At 64.8% G+C, this 16,265-nt stretch carries 19 protein-coding genes; 12 read left to right on the forward strand and 7 right to left on the reverse strand.

What is annotated here, in order from left to right; all coding sequences use genetic code 11:
- Positions 1-5 precede the first annotated feature (5 nt).
- From J4G43_RS48215 to J4G43_RS48225, 3 genes are read left to right on the forward strand one after another with little or no spacing between them, the layout of a single operon-like run.
- Entirely contained in the window at positions 6-977 is a 972-nt protein-coding gene (locus J4G43_RS48215; RefSeq protein WP_208089072.1) for an ABC transporter permease, read from the forward strand.
- Entirely contained in the window at positions 974-1,813 is an 840-nt protein-coding gene (locus tag J4G43_RS48220; protein WP_208089073.1) for an ABC transporter permease, read from the forward strand. The genes J4G43_RS48215 and J4G43_RS48220 overlap by 4 nt, the downstream gene beginning before the upstream one ends.
- Positions 1,814-1,815: 2 nt before the next feature.
- Positions 1,816-3,435, forward strand: coding sequence for an ABC transporter ATP-binding protein (locus tag J4G43_RS48225; RefSeq protein WP_208089591.1), 1,620 nt, complete (start codon positions 1,816-1,818; stop codon positions 3,433-3,435).
- Between the two features lie 18 nt (positions 3,436-3,453).
- On the opposite strand, the gene J4G43_RS48230 is transcribed toward J4G43_RS48225, so the two are convergent.
- Positions 3,454-3,726, reverse strand: a complete 273-nt coding sequence (locus tag J4G43_RS48230) for a hypothetical protein (protein ID WP_225005571.1) — start codon at positions 3,724-3,726, stop codon at positions 3,454-3,456.
- Between the two features lie 375 nt (positions 3,727-4,101).
- Here J4G43_RS48230 and J4G43_RS48235 point away from each other — a divergent pair, with 375 nt between their 5' ends.
- The 4 genes from J4G43_RS48235 to J4G43_RS48250 all read left to right on the forward strand — a co-directional run bounded on the left by J4G43_RS48235 (position 4,102) and on the right by J4G43_RS48250 (position 5,520).
- The gene (locus J4G43_RS48235) at positions 4,102-4,275 is read left to right on the forward strand and encodes a hypothetical protein (protein WP_167768152.1); all 174 of its coding nucleotides are present in this window, start codon (positions 4,102-4,104) and stop codon (positions 4,273-4,275) included.
- Entirely contained in the window at positions 4,272-4,481 is a 210-nt protein-coding gene (locus J4G43_RS48240; RefSeq protein WP_028148688.1) for a hypothetical protein, read from the forward strand. Before J4G43_RS48235 ends, J4G43_RS48240 begins: the two co-directional genes overlap by 4 nt.
- Before the next feature lie 104 nt (positions 4,482-4,585).
- Complete coding sequence (locus J4G43_RS48245) at positions 4,586-5,161, forward strand: AEC family transporter (protein ID WP_225005572.1); 576 nt, start codon at positions 4,586-4,588, stop codon at positions 5,159-5,161.
- A gap of 41 nt (positions 5,162-5,202) precedes the next feature.
- Positions 5,203-5,520 carry an AEC family transporter gene (locus tag J4G43_RS48250; RefSeq protein ID WP_249814904.1) on the forward strand — a complete coding sequence of 106 codons (318 nt, stop codon included), beginning with the start codon at positions 5,203-5,205 and terminating at the stop codon, positions 5,518-5,520.
- Positions 5,521-5,550: 30 nt separating this feature from the next.
- Here the strand turns inward: J4G43_RS48250 and J4G43_RS48255 are convergent, their stop codons facing one another.
- Entirely contained in the window at positions 5,551-5,838 is a 288-nt protein-coding gene (locus J4G43_RS48255) for a hypothetical protein (RefSeq protein WP_063986056.1), read from the reverse strand.
- Positions 5,839-5,964: 126 nt separating this feature from the next.
- Positions 5,965-6,306: a hypothetical protein gene (locus J4G43_RS48260; RefSeq protein ID WP_208089074.1), complete on the reverse strand. Its 342-nt coding sequence runs from the start codon at positions 6,304-6,306 to the stop codon at positions 5,965-5,967.
- A 120-nt stretch (positions 6,307-6,426) separates the two neighbouring features.
- Between J4G43_RS48260 and J4G43_RS48265 the strand changes: the two genes are divergently transcribed.
- From J4G43_RS48265 to J4G43_RS48280, 4 genes are all read left to right on the forward strand, one after another.
- On the forward strand, positions 6,427-6,747 hold the full coding sequence (locus J4G43_RS48265) for a hypothetical protein (RefSeq protein ID WP_208089075.1): 321 nt from the start codon (positions 6,427-6,429) through the stop codon (positions 6,745-6,747).
- 224 nt (positions 6,748-6,971) lie between these two features.
- Complete coding sequence (locus J4G43_RS48270; protein ID WP_063986055.1) at positions 6,972-7,697, forward strand: outer membrane protein; 726 nt, start codon at positions 6,972-6,974, stop codon at positions 7,695-7,697.
- A 167-nt stretch (positions 7,698-7,864) separates the two neighbouring features.
- A complete protein-coding gene (locus tag J4G43_RS48275; RefSeq protein WP_208089076.1) occupies positions 7,865-10,021 on the forward strand; it encodes a methyl-accepting chemotaxis protein in 2,157 nt (718 codons plus the stop codon).
- 135 nt (positions 10,022-10,156) lie between these two features.
- Positions 10,157-11,218 (forward strand): MBL fold metallo-hydrolase, encoded by a 1,062-nt coding sequence (locus J4G43_RS48280; protein ID WP_085402602.1) that lies wholly within the window; start codon positions 10,157-10,159, stop codon positions 11,216-11,218.
- A 59-nt stretch (positions 11,219-11,277) separates the two neighbouring features.
- Here J4G43_RS48280 and aroQ read toward each other — a convergent pair whose 3' ends face one another.
- From aroQ to J4G43_RS48300, 4 genes are read right to left on the reverse strand one after another with little or no spacing between them, the layout of a single operon-like run.
- Complete coding sequence (gene aroQ / locus J4G43_RS48285) at positions 11,278-11,709, reverse strand: type II 3-dehydroquinate dehydratase (protein WP_208089077.1); 432 nt, start codon at positions 11,707-11,709, stop codon at positions 11,278-11,280.
- 19 nt (positions 11,710-11,728) lie between these two features.
- Positions 11,729-13,009: a TRAP transporter large permease gene (locus J4G43_RS48290; RefSeq protein ID WP_085402604.1), complete on the reverse strand. Its 1,281-nt coding sequence runs from the start codon at positions 13,007-13,009 to the stop codon at positions 11,729-11,731.
- Positions 13,006-13,554 carry a TRAP transporter small permease gene (locus J4G43_RS48295; protein WP_208089592.1) on the reverse strand — a complete coding sequence of 183 codons (549 nt, stop codon included), beginning with the start codon at positions 13,552-13,554 and terminating at the stop codon, positions 13,006-13,008. The genes J4G43_RS48290 and J4G43_RS48295 overlap by 4 nt, the downstream gene beginning before the upstream one ends.
- Positions 13,555-13,579: 25 nt before the next feature.
- On the reverse strand, positions 13,580-14,608 hold the full coding sequence (locus tag J4G43_RS48300; protein WP_208089078.1) for a TRAP transporter substrate-binding protein: 1,029 nt from the start codon (positions 14,606-14,608) through the stop codon (positions 13,580-13,582).
- Between the two features lie 270 nt (positions 14,609-14,878).
- Between J4G43_RS48300 and J4G43_RS48305 the strand changes: the two genes are divergently transcribed.
- Entirely contained in the window at positions 14,879-16,222 is a 1,344-nt protein-coding gene (locus J4G43_RS48305; protein WP_208084232.1) for an IS1380-like element ISBdi2 family transposase, read from the forward strand.
- The last annotated feature ends 43 nt before the right edge of the window (positions 16,223-16,265 follow it).

Consider the following 16,265-nt stretch of genomic DNA (forward strand, 5'->3'; position numbering starts at 1 on the left):
CTAATATGCTCTCCTTCGTCGCTCAGCGTGTCCTGAAGGGCGTGATCGTCCTGCTCGCGATCGTCGTCCTCAATTTCTTCCTGATCCGGCTTGCGCCCGGCGACCCCGCGGTCGTGATGGCGGGCGAGGCCGGCGCCAGTGACCAGGTCTTCGTCAAGCAGCTCCGGGAAAAGTTCGGCCTCGACAAGCCGCTGCCCGAGCAGCTCTTCATCTACGTCAAGGGCGTCGTCACGCTCGACCTCGGCTTCTCCTTCCGCCAGCAGGCGCCGGTCGTGAAGCTGATCGGCGAGCGGCTGCCGGCGACGCTGCTGCTGACACTGACCGCATTCGCGATCTCGCTCATGCTCGGGGTTCTCTTCGGCACCTTCGCCGCACGCTTTGCCGGAACCTTCCTCGACACGGCCATCACCGTGTTCGCGCTGATCTTCTACGCCATGCCGATCTTCTGGGTGGCGCTGATGGGAATCCTCCTGTTCTCGGTCACCATGGATTGGCTGCCGAGCTTCGGTTACGAGACGGTCGGCGCCAACCTCACCGGCGTTGCCCACGCAGTCGACGTCGCAAAGCACCTGATCATGCCGGCGATGACGCTCGGCCTGTTCTTCATGGCGACCTACACCCGCATGACGCGCGCTTCGATGCTGGAAGTGAAACGCCTCGACTTCGTCAAGACCGCGCGCGCAAAGGGCCTCTCCGACGCCGTGATCCAGCGCCGCCACGTGCTGCGCAACGCGCTGCTGCCGGTCGTGACGCTGGCCGGTGTGCATTCCGGCACGCTGATCGGCGGCGCCGTCATCACCGAGACCGTGTTCGCCTGGCCCGGCATCGGGCGTCTGATGTACGACGCGCTGCTCCAGCGCGACTACAACCTCCTGCTCGGCGTCTTCGTGATCTGCTCCGCCATGGTGCTGATCTTCAACCTCATCACCGACCTCGTCTACCGACTGGTCGACCCGCGCATCGAATTCGCCTCATGAAACAGTTCTGGAAATCGATGCTGAAGAGCCCGAGCGGCGTCGTCGGGCTCGTCATCCTTGTCCTTGCGATCTCGATCGCGGTGTTCGGGCCGATGCTGTTCCCGAATTCACCCTGGCGCATGGTGCAGCGGCCGTTCCTGCCGCCCTTCACGCTCTCGACCGTGCCGCTCGGCACCGACGCGCTCGGCCGCGACGTGTTCGCCGGCATGATCTTTGGCGCGCGCGTCTCGCTGCTGGTGGGTCTCGTCTCCACGCTGGTCGCGCTGGTCGTCGGCGTTCCCATCGGCGCCATGGCCGGCTATTTCGGCGGCAAGGTCGACGACGCCCTGATGCGCTTCACCGAGTTCTTCCAGACCATTCCGAGCTTCGCGCTCGCGATCGTGCTGGTCGCGATCCTCCAGCCCTCGATCTACTCGATCGTGACCTCGATCGCGGTGGTGAGCTGGCCGCCGGTCGCCCGCCTCGTGCGCGGCGAGGTGCTGTCGCTGCGCACGCGCGAATATGTCCAGGCCGCCGTCGTGACCGGCCAGAGCAACACCTGGATCATCCTGCGCGAGATCCTGCCCAACGCGCTGTCGCCGGTGATCGTGCTGGCCTCGCTGATGGTGGCGACTGCGATCCTGCTGGAATCCTCGCTGGCGTTCCTCGGACTCGGCGATCCCAATCTGATCTCCTGGGGCTACATGGTCGGCGCCGGCCGCACCGTGATCCGCCAGGCCTGGTGGATCACCGTGTTTCCCGGCGTCGCCATCCTGATCTCGGTGCTGGGCCTCAATTTGATCGGCGAAGGCCTCAACGACGCGCTCAATCCGCGCCTGTCGCGGGAGGGCCGCTGATGATGACCGCCCCGCCCGCCGTTTCGATCAAGAATCTGCGGATCGCGCTGCCCAAGGGCGCCGAGCGTCCGTTCGCCGTCGACGGCGTCTCGCTGGATTTGCGGCCCGGCAAGATCGTCTGCGTCGTCGGCGAATCCGGTTCCGGCAAGTCGATGTGCGCGCATGCGCTGATGGGGCTTCTGCCTGATACGGTCACCGTCACCTCCGGCGAGATCCAGTTCGAAGGCCGCGACCTGCTCGAGCTCGATGACGACGGCTGGCGCGATTTGCGCGGCCGCCGGCTCGCGATGATTTTTCAGGAGCCGATGACCGCGCTCAATCCGTTGATGCGGATCGGCGACCAGATGGCGGAGATGTTCGAGGCCCACGGTCTGCTGACGCCGAAGGAGCGGCGCGCCAAGGCCCTGTCGCTGGCGCGCGAGGTCGGCCTGCCCGACCCCGAGCGCATTGTCCGCGCCTATCCGCACCAGCTCTCCGGCGGCCAGCGCCAGCGCGCCATGATCGCGATGGCGCTCGCGCTCGAGCCAGCAGTGCTGGTCGCGGACGAACCGACCACCGCGCTCGACGTCACCACGCAGGCGCAGATCCTGAAGCTGATCCGCAACCTCCAGCGCAACCGCAACATGGCGGTGATGTTCATCACCCATGATTTCGGCGTGGTCGCCGACATCGCCGACCAGGTCGTGGTGCTCAGGCATGGCAAGGTCGTCGAGGAAGGCCCCGCTAGCTCCGTTTTCAACAATCCGCAGCATGACTACACCAAGGCGCTGCTCGCCGCCGTGCCGTCGATGGACCCGCCGGCGCGTGAGCCGCTCGACGACCAGGCCAGGGCCGTCGAGGTGATCGGGCTGGACAAGACCTATGTCACCTCAGGCGGCTGGTTTCGCGAGGACCGCCGCGTCGATGCTGCGCGCGAAGTCAACTTCAACATCCTCAAGGGCGAGACGCTCGGCCTCGTTGGCGAATCCGGCTCCGGCAAATCGTCGGTGGCGCGGCTGGTGATGCGACTGATCGAAGCCGACCGTGGCACGGTGCGGATCGGCGAGACCGATCTCACGCAGCTCTCGGGCAAGGCGCTCCGCGCCGAGCGCCATCGCATCCAGATGATCTTTCAAGATCCGTTCGCCTCGCTCAATCCGCGCCGCAAGGTCGGGCACATCATCGCCGACGGTCCGATCGCAGCCGGCATCGATCCGAAGGTGGCGTTCGGCCGCGCCCGCGATCTCCTCAAGATGGTCGGGCTGGACGCCGGCGCGCTCGACCGCTACCCGCATGAATTCTCCGGCGGCCAGCGTCAGCGCATCGGCATCGCGCGCGCGCTCGCGCTCGAACCCGAGATCATCGTCGCCGACGAAGCCGTTTCCGCGCTCGACGTCTCCGTGCAGGCGCAGGTGCTGCGACTGCTCGAAGACCTCAAGGCGCGCCTTGGCCTCTCGATGCTGTTCATCACCCACGATCTGCGCGTCGCAGCGCAAATCTGCGACCGCATCGCGGTGATGCAGCGCGGCGCCATCGTCGAGTTGAAGCCGACCGCGCAACTGTTCGCCGCGCCGGAGCACGCCTATACGCGCGAACTGCTGGCGGCGGTGCCCGGGCGGAAAGAGCGCGCGCCGGCGGCGTGAGGCGGCCGATCGCGGTTGCTACCTGGCCGGAGGATTAGTGTTTTTCCAGGTGGGGACTGAGTTGGTCACGCCGACCGATGGTTGATTAGACGTTCCGACCGACGGCGCCGTGACGGTCCCGACGGTCTGTCCGGAGCTTCCATAGGTCGTGCCCTGCGTTGCCGGTGCTCCGGAGTTTCCGCCCGTGTTGTTTTGGGTGCCCGCCGCGGACGTCTGCGCGCTTGCAGCGAAGGGCGATGCGGCAAATCCGACAACGATCAGTACCGCAATCGAGCGTCTCGTTCTTGTCATGGCTAATCCTTTCGGGCGCGGTCTCTCAGTTGCGTCGGCCGTTCGCTCGTCGAACCACTCGTGCACTGAGCAATCTTACAACTCCACGCGCGCGGAAATGTGCCGCAACACGATCCCACTGCGGGGCCTGACGCTCCATCACGATGGCGCGACGAGAATTGCTTGCGGCGGTTCCGGGACGCAAGGAGCGCGCGCCAGCAACGTCAGACCGACGCATCGCTGAGGTATTCCGCTCCTCTTCGGGCAACGGAACACTCACGGGCTTTTTATCCCTCGTGACCGCCCGCACAGCTGCGAAACAGGGGCCGGCACCCCACATTCGCATGGAATGATTTCCATCATCTGATGATGGATTTCCGATCCATTGGAGCCGACATGGGCCAGGTTATTCAGTTTGTCTCGAAATCCGAACGCGAGCGCGTTCGCCTCATTCAGGAGGCACGCGCGATCTACGACAGCATTTTTCCGCCGGCTGATCCGAGCGGCGAGCCGCAGGGCAAGGCGACGATCGGCCGCGCGGCCAACGGCGACGCAGGAAATCTGGCGTGATCAAGATCATCGCGGTGCTGTGCAGCCTCTCCTCTCCGGCAAATTGTCACGAGCAGATCGTCACCACCTCGGACTTCGCCAACGTCTCGATGCAGTCCTGCCTGATGGGCGCGCCGCAGCTCGCCGAATGGATGAACCAGCATCCGGCCGAACGCCTGGCTGGATGGCGCTGCGTGTTCGGTCAACAGACCGGCAGGGGCGCCTGAGGCCACCGGCCGTCTGGTCGAGGGCGGCGCCATCCAGTTGAACCGTGACGAGCATGCATCGCCAGGCTAGAATGGCGGCGCTGCTTGGCAGAGGGGGACGCCGGATGGAGGTCGCCAGCCTCGTTCTTCCCGTGTTCGCAATCATCGTCACCGGCTGGTTTGCCGGTGTATCAGGTTATCTCTCCCGCTCGCTTGCGGACGCGCTGGTGCATTTTGCCTACAACGTGGCAATGCCGGCGCTGCTGATCGTCACGATCGCCCAGGAGCCGGCGCGCAACCTGCTGGAATGGCGCTTCCTGCTCGCGTTCGGCGGCGGCTCCCTCCTCTGCTTCGCGCTGGTCTTCCTGGCGGTCCGTGCGGGCGGCAAGCACGACCTCGCCAGCAGCACGATCCATGGCATGGCGGCGGCGATGACCAATACCGGCTTCGTGGCGCTCCCGATCCTGCACGCGATCTACGGCCAGCCAGCCGTCTTGCCCGCCGCGGTGGCGACGGTGTTCGTCGCCGGCGTGATGTTTCCGCTCACGGTCATCCTGCTGGAAAGGGATGTGCGCGGCCCTTCGCATTCCAGCGGACTGGTGAAGCAGATCCTGCTCAATCCGATGGTGCTGTCGACGCTGATCGGTCTCGTCTGGGCGATCACGGGCTTGCCGATCCGGCGCCCGTCGCGGCCTATCTGAACATCATTGCCGCCGCGCTCACGCCCTGCGCACTGTTTGCCATCGGGCTTGGCCTGTCGGTCGGCGGCCTGCGATCCAACCTGAAAGCATCGTTCGCGCTCGCGACCGTGAAGCTGGTGGTGATGCCGCTGATCGTCTACGGACTTTGCGTGGTCACTGGCCTCAACCCGCTCTACACGGTCGCCGCCGTCATATGCGCGGCCGTGCCGACGGCGAAGACCGTCTATGTGCTGGCGCACGAGCACAAGGTCGAGGAGAAGCTGGTCGCGGCCACCGTCTCGGTCACGACGATGCTGTCGGTCGCGACATTGCTGGTCGCGCTCTACCTGCTCTCAGGCCTCGCGCCGGGTGTGCGGTGACAGTCGCCGGCGCGCCTGGCGGCGTGTGCTCTATCTCGTGGTGTTGCTCCAGGTCGGCACCGAATTGGTCACGCCGACCGACGGCCAATTGTACGAGCCGATCGAGGGCGCAGTGACCGTCCCGACCGTCTGCCCGGACGACCCGTAGGAGGTCCTGGGCTGCGCGACCGGCAATGCGGCGGCGCCATAGGTCGGGGCCACCACGCTCGTGCTGTAGTGATGCCGGCTCGGCCGGGCCTTCTTCGCTTCGGCCGCGAAGGGCGCGGCAAGCAGTCCGACGGTGATGAGTGCGGCAATGGCGGGTTTGATGCTTGTCATGGCGGTTCCCTTCATTGGCTGCGAGCCCATTGTGCCATGTGTTCATTCAACGCGGAATTTCCATGGGTACCCGTTCATAACTTCGTGCACGCCCGAATTTGCCTGACCCAGGCACCGCTGCCGTGGTCATCGTCGCTTCGGACGACATGCCTTGCGGCCATGTCGCTCCTTGACTGTCGCGACAGAGTGCATCAGCGCCTTGAAGGCGACGATCGCCGGATCGCCAGCGTGCGCGTGGTCGGGCCGCGACTCCAGATGCTCGACCACGGCCAGCAGCGCGTCCGCGATCTGTCCGATCTGCTTGCCGTAACCAGCGACATCCGACAGCACGTCCTTCTCGACATCTGGCGCCGAGGATTGCCCCACCGTGATGTTGACGAGACCGAACTGGCCGCCGGTGGGACTGAAGAACGACGGATAAATGGACTGGACGACATCCCCCGACAGGGGCAGCTTGAACACAGGCATGCGATTTCGCCTCGCTGATGCTCGACCGGCACGGACACACTATCACGACCACCCGCCTTCGGATGGACCCGAATCAGCGCTAGTGCATCGCCTTCAGTGACTTCCCTGGACGCAAGCAACATGACCGGCCCCGAACTGAAGCAGCTCCGCAACGACCTTTCCGATGCCCTCGAGCGCAAGCTCACCGCGGCCGACATGGCCAGGCTTTGCGGACTGCCGGAGAAGGGCGGCGCCGATACCATCCGGCGCTGGGAGGTCCGTGGCCCGACGCCGTCCGCGACCAAGGTGCTGCGCGTGCTCGCGATGGCGAGCGAGCGCTATCCGATCATGGAGAAGTTCGACGTCTTCGATCGCCACGACGTACGCGAGGAAGACCGGCCCGCAAGGCGCGCGGCCTTCCGCGAGCAGATGCGCGATGAGGTGCGGCGGCGGCTTGGTTAACGAGAGACGCGCGCAAGTTACCCGAGACTTGCGACGTTAAGCCTTCCTTCACCACTTCTTAAGCCGCCATTAAGCACGAAAATCATTTACAGCCCAATAAGTTAGGTTGGCTGTCGCTGTGCCACGGATGTGACAGCATTTTCGTCAAAAGCGAGCTATCTGCAAAACCAACGACGGCGCGGACAGCGCGCCTGCCGGGGACCAAAGTGCTGGAGTTCAAGACGATGAAGAAGATTTTGTTTGCGACCGTTGGGCTGCTCGTGGTGGGCGCTGCCGCGCCGGCCGTCGGCGCCGATCTCGGCAACCGCAACTATTACAAGGCGCCTGCGCCGGCCTATGCCGCGCCGATCTACAACTGGACGGGCTTCTATGTCGGCGGCCATGTCGGCGGCGCGTTCTCCAGCGACAACAATTTCAACGGCCTCTCCACCGGCAACAACGGCAACGGCCGTTTCCTCGGCGGCGTGCAGGTCGGTGCTGACTGGCAGTTCAACCCGAACTTCTTGGTCGGCGTCGAAGGCCAGTATTCCTGGCTCTCCGGCAGCGTCGGCGCGGCGTTCCCGGGCGGCGTCGCCTACAGCAACGACCAGCGTGGCCTCGGCTCGATCACCGGCCGCGTCGGCTACACCTGGGGTCCGGGCCTGCTCTACGTGAAGGGCGGCTACGCCTATTCGGACAACAACGAGAAGGTGACGATTGGCGGCGTGCCGACGGGCTTCATCATCGATGGCGATCACCGCAACGGCTACACCGTCGGCGCCGGCCTCGAATACATGTTCGCCCCGAACTGGTCGGCCAAGGCCGAGTACCAGTACTACAATTTCGGCGACGCCCACTTCACCGCGGGCCCGCTGGTGGGCACCGGCAACTTCACGACCGACGACCACACCTTCAAGGCGGGCGTCAACTACCGCTTCAACTGGGCCAATTCGGCGGTCGCGCGCTACTGATCGCGCCTCAAAAATCTCCTCGCCAACAGGGGCCGGCAAATTTGCCGGCCCCTTCTTTTTTCGCTGTGCGGAACGAACGCAACCGATTGTGCAACTTGCGATTTTTTAACCCGACCCAGGGATACTCCGCGGCGAAAACATAAAAGATCACGCGTGGGGGAATTTCGATGGCGATCCGTCTGGGTGCTGGCCGTGTCCTTGGCCGTCTCAAGCCTTGTTTCAAGATGCCAAGGTGGGGCGTGCGCGGCAGCCTGTTCGCCGCCTTCGCATTGATCGCGGGCATGGGCCTCGTGATCGCAGCCGGCGCCGGCTTCGTGTTCAATCACCTCGGCGCGACCATGATGGATCTGAGCGGCCGCGACATCCCGCGCCTCTCCGCCAGCCTGCAGCTCGCCTCGCAAAGCGCGACGCTCGCGGCACAAGGCCCGGGCCTGCTGGCATCGCCCTCCGACGAAGCGCTGAAGGAACGCACCAAGAGCGTGAAGGACATCCAGCAGCTCGCCATGGCCAAGCTCGGCGAGATCATCGAGCTCGGCGCCGACAAGCAGATCGCGACGGCGCTGCGCGACACCGCCAAGAGCATCGACGAGGCGACCCAGAGCCTGGTGTCGGCGGCGCGTGAGCGGCTCGAGACCGGCGCACTGCATGACAAGCAGTATGAGGCGTTGCGCAAGGCGCAGCTCACCTTCGTCGGCGCGGCCGGTCCTGCGATGCTGGACGCACAGACACGCCTGAACGCGATCCTCGGCGCGGCGGAAGTTTCCGCCGATGATGCAACTGAGGCTGCCCGCACCGTCTCCCAGGTCGCGACAATCTCCGCCAACGGCAATCTGATGGCCGCCGACATGATGGCGGCGCTGTCGGCCAACAACAGCGACACGCTGGAGGCGATCGAGAAGGAGTTCAAGGCGACGCGCGACCGCGTCAAGTCGAACCTCGAGGATCTCCCGAACATGCCCTCGATGCAGACGGTGCGCGACGCCGTGCAGAAGCTGTTCGCCTTCGGCGAGGGCAAGACCGGCGTGTTCAAGATCCGCCAGAAGGAGCTCGACGCCATCGACTACGGCCAGACCATTCTGGACGAGACCCGCAAGCTCAATGTCGGTCTCGGCATCAGCGTGCAGCAGCTCGTCGACGGCGTGCAGAAGGAGACCAACGCGTCGACGTTCCAGGCGCGCCAGGAGATCTCGCTCGCCACCACCGCCATGCTGGCGCTGGGCGCGCTGATGCTGGTCGGCTCGGCGCTGTTCGTCTGGCTCTATGTCGGCCGCAACATCCTGCGGCGGATCGGCGCGCTGCATCAGTCGATGCAGCTGCTCGCGAACGGCGACCTCGAGACCGAGATCTATCGCTCGAAGCACCACAATGACGAAATCTCGGTGATGGCGAACACGCTGCAGGTGTTTCGCGAAAGCATGATCGAGGCCCGCGCGATGTCGAGCGAGCAGGACAAGGACCGTGCCGCCAAGGCCGAGCGTGCCGCGCGCATGGAAGCGAAGATCGCCGAGTTCGAGGGCGCGGTACGCAACGCGCTCGACAATCTCGCGCAATCGGCCAATTCGATGCAGTCCACCGCGCAGAGCATGTCGAACACCGCCGACCAGTCCAACGCGCTGGTGAACGCGGTTGCCTCCGCCGCGGAGGAAACCTCGGTCAACGTGCAGACCGTGTCATCAGGCACCGAGCAGCTGTCGTCCTCGATCGAGGAGATCAGCAAGCAGGTCGTCACCTCGGCCGCGATCGCCAGGAAGGCGGTCGACGAGGCCGGCGCCACCGACACCACGGTGCAGAGCCTTGCCGACAGTGCGAGCCGCATCAGCGTCGTGGTCGATCTGATCCAGACGATTGCGTCTCAGACCAACCTGCTCGCGCTCAACGCCACCATCGAGGCGGCGCGCGCGGGCGAAGCCGGCCGCGGCTTCGCAGTGGTCGCCTCCGAGGTGAAGAGCCTCGCGAGCCAGACCGCCAAAGCGACGGAAGAGATCCGCACCCAGATCGCCAGCATGCAGTCGGTCACGACCTCCGCGGTCGGCGCCATCCAGGGCATCGGCCGGATCATCGGCGAGATCAACGACGTGACGACGACGATCGCCGCCGCGGTCGAGGAACAGGGCGCAGCCACCCGCGAAATCGCCCGCAACATCCAGCATGCCGCCGGCGGCACCAGCGAGGTCTCCAGCAACATCATCGGCGTCTCCACGGCGTCCGCGGAAGCCGGCGCGGCGGCGAGCGAAGTGCTGGGCGCCTCCGACGCGCTCCGCCGCGAAGCCGACATGCTGCGCGGAGAGATCGACGCATTCCTCAACAACATGCGGGCGGCGTAAGCCGCCGGCCCGTAGCCCGGATGGAGCGCCGCGTAATCCGGGCTACGGAAAACTGCAGGTATGACCGCCATGCGGAGACCACGGCCCGGCCTTTTTCGGCTGGCGCCCCGCGCCCGGCGGGTTTAAGCCGGTAGCATGAACCCGAAAACCGACACCGTGCAGTCCTCGGCCGAGGCCCTGCGCTATCCCTGGGAACAGCATCCCGGCCCCGAAGAGATCGTCGAGGTGCGTCCCGGCGTGTTGTGGGCGCGGCTGAAACTGCCGTTCCGCCTCAACCACGTGAACATCTACCTGCTCGCCGACGGCGACGGCTATGCCATGATCGATGCCGGCTTCGGCAACGAGGAAACGATCGAGGCCTGGACCAGACTGTTCGAGGGGCCGCTGAAGGGCGTCAACATCACGCGCCTGATCGTCACGCATTCGCACCCCGATCACGTCGGCCTCGCGGGCTGGATCGTCGAGCGGTTCAACTGCCCGCTGGTGATGACGCAGGTCGAATATCTGCAATCTGTCTACCACCAGAACCGCGGCACCGAGGAGCGGCGCGAAGCCCAGCGGCTGTTCTTCCGCCGCCACGGCATGGACGAGTCGCTCACCGAAAAGCTGCTCGGCCGCGGCCAGGATTATCTCAAGCGCGTCTCGGTGCTGCCGCCGTCCTACCGCCGCATCTCGCATGGCGACGAGGTCGTGATCGGCACGCGCCGCTTCAAGGTGATCACCGGCGGCGGGCACGCGCTCGACCAGGTGATGCTGTATTGCGCCGACGACAAGCTGTTCCTCTCCGCCGACCAGGTGCTGAGCAAGATCTCGCCCAATGTCAGCGTGTGGGCGGTCGAACCCGACCAGAACTCGCTCGGCGAATATCTGGCCTCGCTCGCGAGCCTGACCACCACCCTGCCCTACGATCTGCTGGTGCTGCCCGGCCACGGCGTGCCGTTCTATGGTCTGAAGACCCGCATCAAGCAGCTCGCCGATCACCACGAGGAGCGCTGCCGCCTGATCGCGGAAGCCTGCAGCGAGGTGCCGCAGACCTCGCGCGCCCTGGTGCCTGTCGTGTTCAACAAGCACGTGCTTGACGAGCACCAGATGGGCTTTGCCGCCGGCGAACTCGTTGCCCACGTCAATTACATGATCGTCGAGGGCCGGCTGACGGCGGAGACGAAAGACGGCGTGCTCCAGTTCAGGACAACGTGAGCTTTTCGCCTCTCCCCGCCTGCGGGGAGAGGGAGCAGACCTCCGCCGCGGCTACCAGCTCACTTCATATTCGCGATCGCGTGCAGCGCCGCGACGTAGCCGAACGGGCCCAGCCCGCAGATCACACCGGTGGCCACGAACGAGATCTTGGAGTGGCGGTGATATTCGTCGCGGGCGTGGATGTTGGAGATGTGGACCTCCAGCACCGGGCCTTCGAAGGTCTTGATCGCGTCCATGATCGAGACCGAGGTGAAGGAGAGGCCGGCCGGATTGATGATGATGGCATCGGCGTCCTGCCGCGCCGACTGGATCAGATCGACCAGCACGCCTTCATGGTTGGACTGGTGGAAGGCCAACTTGAGCCCGAGCTTGCCGGCCGCTTCCTCGCAGCTTGCATTGACCTCCGCGAGCGTGGTCGTGCCGTAGATGTGCGGCTCGCGGATACCGAGCATGTTGAGGTTGGGACCGTTGAGGATCATCACGCGTTTCATGGACAGGTCCTTCTGGAAGTTAGCCACCGAACCACTTGGCCGGACCGGTGACGAGAACGGGAAACAGCGTCAGCAAGGCTAGCACGACGAGCTGCGCGATCAGGAAGGGCCAGACGCCGCGGATCAGATCATCCATCGAGACGCGGGCAACGCCACAGACGACGTTGAGCACGACGCCGACCGGCGGCGTGATCAGCCCGATCGCATTGTTGATGATGAAGAGCACGCCGAAATAGACGGGGTCGATGCCGGCCTGCTTGACGATCGGCATCAGGATCGGCGTCAGGATCAGGATCGTCGGCGTCATGTCCAGCGCGGTGCCGACGATGACGACGATGATCATCAGAACGAAGGTGAGGAGGGTCTTGTTGCCCGCGAACGGTTGCACGAGCGCCACGATCTGGTCGGAGATCTCGGCAACCGTGATCAGCCAGGACGATACCAGCGCCGCGGCGACGAGGAACATCACGACAGCCGTGGTCTGCGCGGTCGAGACCAGCAGCGCCGGCAATTGTGCCGGCCTGAGCTCGCGATAGACGCCCATCGCCACCACCAGCGAGTAGACGGCGACGACGACGGCCGCTTCCGTCGGCGTGAAGATGCCGAAGCGCAGGCCGAAAATGATGATCATCGGCAGCATCAGGGCCCAGAAGCCGTCGATCAGCGCGCACCAGATCTCGGCGATGCTCTTGCGCGGCAGGCGCGCCGGGTTCTCCTTGCGCACCACCCACCACCAGGCAAAGCACAGGCCGACGCCGAGCAGCAGGCCCGGCACGATGCCGGCCAGAAACAGCTTCGAGATCGAGACATTGGCGGCGACGCCGAAAATGACGAAACCGATCGACGGAGGAATGACGGGCGCGATGATCCCGCCGGCAGCGACGAGGCCAGCCGCGCTGGCGCGATTGTGGCCAGCGGCGGCCATCATCGGCACCAGGAGCGCACCGAGCGCCGCGGCGTCCGCGACCGCCGAGCCCGACAGCGAGGCCAGGATGCATGACGTCAGGATCGCGACATAGCCGAGCCCGCCGCGGAAATGGCCGACCAGCGCGATCGCGAAGTTGAGGATGCGACGCGCCAGGCCGCCGGTGTTCATGACCTCGCCGGCGAGGATGAAGAACGGCACTGCCATCAACGGAAAGGAATCGACGCCGTTGATGACGTTCTGCGCGATGATCTGGGAATCGAACATCGCGAGATAGGTCATCAACGCGATGCCGCAGATGATCAGCGCAAACGCGATCGGCATGCCGATCGCCATGGCGCCGAGCAGCGAGAAGGTGAAGACGGCGACAGTCATGCCTGCTGCTTTCCGCTCGCGGCGCCAGGAGAATGCGGGAGCTCCTCGGACTCGCTGATGGCGATCAGATCGGCATCGGCGACCTGCCCGGTCACGAGCCGATAGAGCTCGTGCACGATGATCACGCAGGAGGAGGCGCCGAACACGATCCCGGCGGCGTAGAACAGGCCGACCGAGAGCCCCGAGGCGGGCGCCACCGTGTCCCAGTTCAGCACCGTCTGCTTCCAGGAGCCTTCCGTCAGCAGCACGGAGGCATAGAGCATCAGCGCGTGGCTGAGGCCGTAGCAGACCTTGCGGCCGAACGGCGACAGCACCTTGAGGAGGCTGTCGACGCCGAGATGGGCATGCTCCTTCAGGCCGATGATCGCGCCCAGAAACACCATCCACACGAACAGCCAGCGCGACAGCTCCTCCGAGATCGCAATCCCGGAATTGAAGCCGTAGCGCAGCACGACGTTGCCGAACACCAGCACCACCATGGCGGCGAGCAGCACCGCGATCACCGCGCGGAGCAGCCAGAAATAGGCGTCGACCATCGTTTTCATCATGTCCGTCCTGCTGCGCTTCGGCTTACGGCTTCAAAGCGTGCACGCGGTCGAGCTCACTGTTGAACAGCTTGACGATGGCGGGGTCGTAGTCGGCCGAGAATTTTTCCGCGATCGGCTTGGTCTTCTCGCGCATGCGATCGAGCTCGGCGGGCGCGATCTCGTTGACGGCCATGCCCTTGGCCTTGAGCTCGTCGATCGCGGCCTTGGCCTGCTCGCGGCTGACCTTGCGCTGGTAGTCGCGCGCCTCGATGGCCGCGTCCTGCAAGATCTTCTGCTCGTCAGGCGAGAGCCCGTCCCAGAACTTCTTGCTGATCAGGATGATGTTGGTCGAGTAGGTATGGTTGGTGACGCTGAGATATTTCTGCACCTCGAAGAACTTGTTCGACAAGATCACGGAGAACGGGTTCTCCTGGCCGTCGACGGTGCCCGTCTCCAGCGCGCTATAGAGCTCCGAGAAACTCATCGGCACCGGGTTGGCGTTGAAGGCCTTGAAGGTCTCCAGATAGACCGGGTTCGGGATCACGCGGATCTTGATGCCGCCGAGGTCCTCGCCCTTGGTGATGGCACGCTTGCTGTTGGTGACGTTGCGGAAGCCGAGATCCCAATAAGCGAGACCAACCAGCCCCTTCTCGGGCAGCTTTGCCAGCAGCGCTGCGCCGAGCGGACCATCGAGCAGGGCGTCGGCCTGCTGCGGCGTCGAGACGATGAAGGGGAAATCGATCAGGCCGTAATCCTTGACGATGCCGACCAGCGACGTCGTCGCCGGCGACTGCATCTCCTGGGTGCCGGCGCGCAGCGCCGATTGCTGCTGCATCTCGCTGCCCAGCTGGTTGGCCGGATATTCGCGCACCCTAAGCTTGCCGCCGCTCTTCGCCGCGACGATCTCGGCGAATTTCTGCACGCCTTTGCTGACGGGATGGTCGGTGTTGTTGAGGTGCCCCCAGCGGATGGTGCGCTCCTGAATGGCCTGCGCCGAGGCCGGCCCCATCGCGCCCAAAGCGACCGCGCCGATCGCCGCCACCAAAGCCAGACCTTTGAACCGAACGGGCATCGCCCCCTCCCCTGTTGATCTCGTTCTTAGGGGCGGGAACGTCTTATATGACGAATTATAAATCAACCTATATTTTTAATTTTGTATGACATTATATGAAACACTTGATAAAGTTACGAAATTTGGCAAAACGCACGTCCAAAGCGCTAGCCCGTCTTATTCGTAAGAGTGCGCCTGAGGGCTGGCGAGCGTGGTGTAAAGCGCTGATGCGGCGTAGGATTCGGTTGCGAAGCCACCCCATCACCTTCAACCGCGAACGCCACGCCCGCCATGACCGACGATACGATTCCGCCCTTCTCGTTTCCAGCCGTTCACGCCAAGAAAGTCACAGCTGCCTTCGATGGTGGGCGCCTAACCTCGAACGGGGGCGTGATGCTTCTGGCGATGGCCGAGCGGCGTCTCGGTTTGGCCAACAATCTGGCCCGGGTGTTCCCGGATCGGCGCGATCCGACGCGGGTCGTGCACAGCCTGGTCGATATGCTCCGCGCTCGCATGTTCGCGATCTGCTGCGGCTACGAGGACGCCGACGACCTCGATCATCTGAGGTCCGATCCGGCATTCAAACTGGCCTGCGGACGGCTGCCGGACACGGGCCGGGATTTGTGTTCCCAGCCGACGCTGTCGCGGCTGGAGAATGCTCCGCGCCTGCGCGACGTGATCCGGCTGACCTACATTTTGGTCGACGCATGGATGGATAGCTACCCGCGCGAGCCGGCATCCGTCACGCTCGACATCGATGATACCTGCGACGTCGTCCACGGCCATCAGCAGCTCTCGCTGTTCAACGCTCATTATGACGAACGCTGCTTCCTGCCGATCCACGTCTACGACACGGAGAAGAGCCGGCCCGTGGCCGTCGTGCTGCGGCCCGGCAAGACGCCGGGCGGCGTCGAGGTGCGTGCCCATCTGCGCCGCCTGGTACGGCATATCCGGACGCGATGGCACAACACGCAAATTACGTTCCGTGGCGACGGGCACTATGCCCGGCCGGAGGCCATGGCGTGGTGCGAGACCAACGGCATCGACTACATCTTCGGTCTGTCCGGCACCAAGCCTCTCGCCAGAAAAGTCGACGAGGTCGCCGACGACATCCGCACGCGACGCGCCATCGAGAACCTGCCGGTTCTGCGTGGCTATACCGAGACGCGCCACAAGGCAAAGTCCTGGGATCGCGAACGGCGCACTGTCGCCCGTATTGAGGCGACGATGCTCGGCCTCGACATCCGCTTCGTCGTCACCAGCCTCGATGTCGGCTCGGCCGAGTGGATCTACGACAGCCTGTATTGCGCGCGCGGCCAAGCAGAGAATCTGATCAAGCTGCATAAGACACAGCTCGCCTCCGACCGCACCAGCTGCCGTTCGGCGCTCGCCAACCAGGTCCGTCTCGTGCTCCATACGGCCGCTTATTGGCTGATGCTGACCGTGCGCGACGCCATTCCCAAAGCCCGGGAATTGGCCGCTGCCGAGTTCGCGACGCTGCGTCTTCGGCTCTTGAAAATCGCCGCCCGTGTCGTCGAGACCACGAGCCGCATTCGCCTTGCGTTTGCCGCGGCATGTCCCGAAGCCGACCTGATCTGCGGCTTGCCCGGCGCGCTGCTGCCGCTCGGTCCTTGACCGGCGGGGCGTCCGCCCCCGTTCGCCCAACCCATCCCTCAAG

Origin of the sequence: Bradyrhizobium barranii subsp. barranii (genome assembly GCF_017565645.3) — a bacterium.
Taxonomy (GTDB): domain Bacteria; phylum Pseudomonadota; class Alphaproteobacteria; order Rhizobiales; family Xanthobacteraceae; genus Bradyrhizobium; species Bradyrhizobium barranii.

Coding starts and splice junctions, on each gene's coding strand:
- J4G43_RS48215 (WP_208089072.1), top strand. CDS start 6: ATGCTCTCCTTCGTCGCTCAGCGTGTCCTGAAGGGCGTGATCGTCCTG.
- J4G43_RS48220 (WP_208089073.1), top strand. CDS start 974: ATGAAACAGTTCTGGAAATCGATGCTGAAGAGCCCGAGCGGCGTCGTC.
- J4G43_RS48225 (WP_208089591.1), top strand. CDS start 1,816: ATGACCGCCCCGCCCGCCGTTTCGATCAAGAATCTGCGGATCGCGCTG.
- J4G43_RS48230 (WP_225005571.1), bottom strand. CDS start 3,726: ATGACAAGAACGAGACGCTCGATTGCGGTACTGATCGTTGTCGGATTT.
- J4G43_RS48235 (WP_167768152.1), top strand. CDS start 4,102: ATGGGCCAGGTTATTCAGTTTGTCTCGAAATCCGAACGCGAGCGCGTT.
- J4G43_RS48245 (WP_225005572.1), top strand. CDS start 4,586: ATGGAGGTCGCCAGCCTCGTTCTTCCCGTGTTCGCAATCATCGTCACC.
- J4G43_RS48255 (WP_063986056.1), bottom strand. CDS start 5,838: ATGACAAGCATCAAACCCGCCATTGCCGCACTCATCACCGTCGGACTG.
- J4G43_RS48260 (WP_208089074.1), bottom strand. CDS start 6,306: ATGCCTGTGTTCAAGCTGCCCCTGTCGGGGGATGTCGTCCAGTCCATT.
- J4G43_RS48265 (WP_208089075.1), top strand. CDS start 6,427: ATGACCGGCCCCGAACTGAAGCAGCTCCGCAACGACCTTTCCGATGCC.
- J4G43_RS48270 (WP_063986055.1), top strand. CDS start 6,972: ATGAAGAAGATTTTGTTTGCGACCGTTGGGCTGCTCGTGGTGGGCGCT.
- J4G43_RS48275 (WP_208089076.1), top strand. CDS start 7,865: ATGGCGATCCGTCTGGGTGCTGGCCGTGTCCTTGGCCGTCTCAAGCCT.
- J4G43_RS48280 (WP_085402602.1), top strand. CDS start 10,157: ATGAACCCGAAAACCGACACCGTGCAGTCCTCGGCCGAGGCCCTGCGC.
- aroQ (WP_208089077.1), bottom strand. CDS start 11,709: ATGAAACGCGTGATGATCCTCAACGGTCCCAACCTCAACATGCTCGGT.
- J4G43_RS48290 (WP_085402604.1), bottom strand. CDS start 13,009: ATGACTGTCGCCGTCTTCACCTTCTCGCTGCTCGGCGCCATGGCGATC.
- J4G43_RS48295 (WP_208089592.1), bottom strand. CDS start 13,554: ATGAAAACGATGGTCGACGCCTATTTCTGGCTGCTCCGCGCGGTGATC.
- J4G43_RS48300 (WP_208089078.1), bottom strand. CDS start 14,608: ATGCCCGTTCGGTTCAAAGGTCTGGCTTTGGTGGCGGCGATCGGCGCG.
- J4G43_RS48305 (WP_208084232.1), top strand. CDS start 14,879: ATGACCGACGATACGATTCCGCCCTTCTCGTTTCCAGCCGTTCACGCC.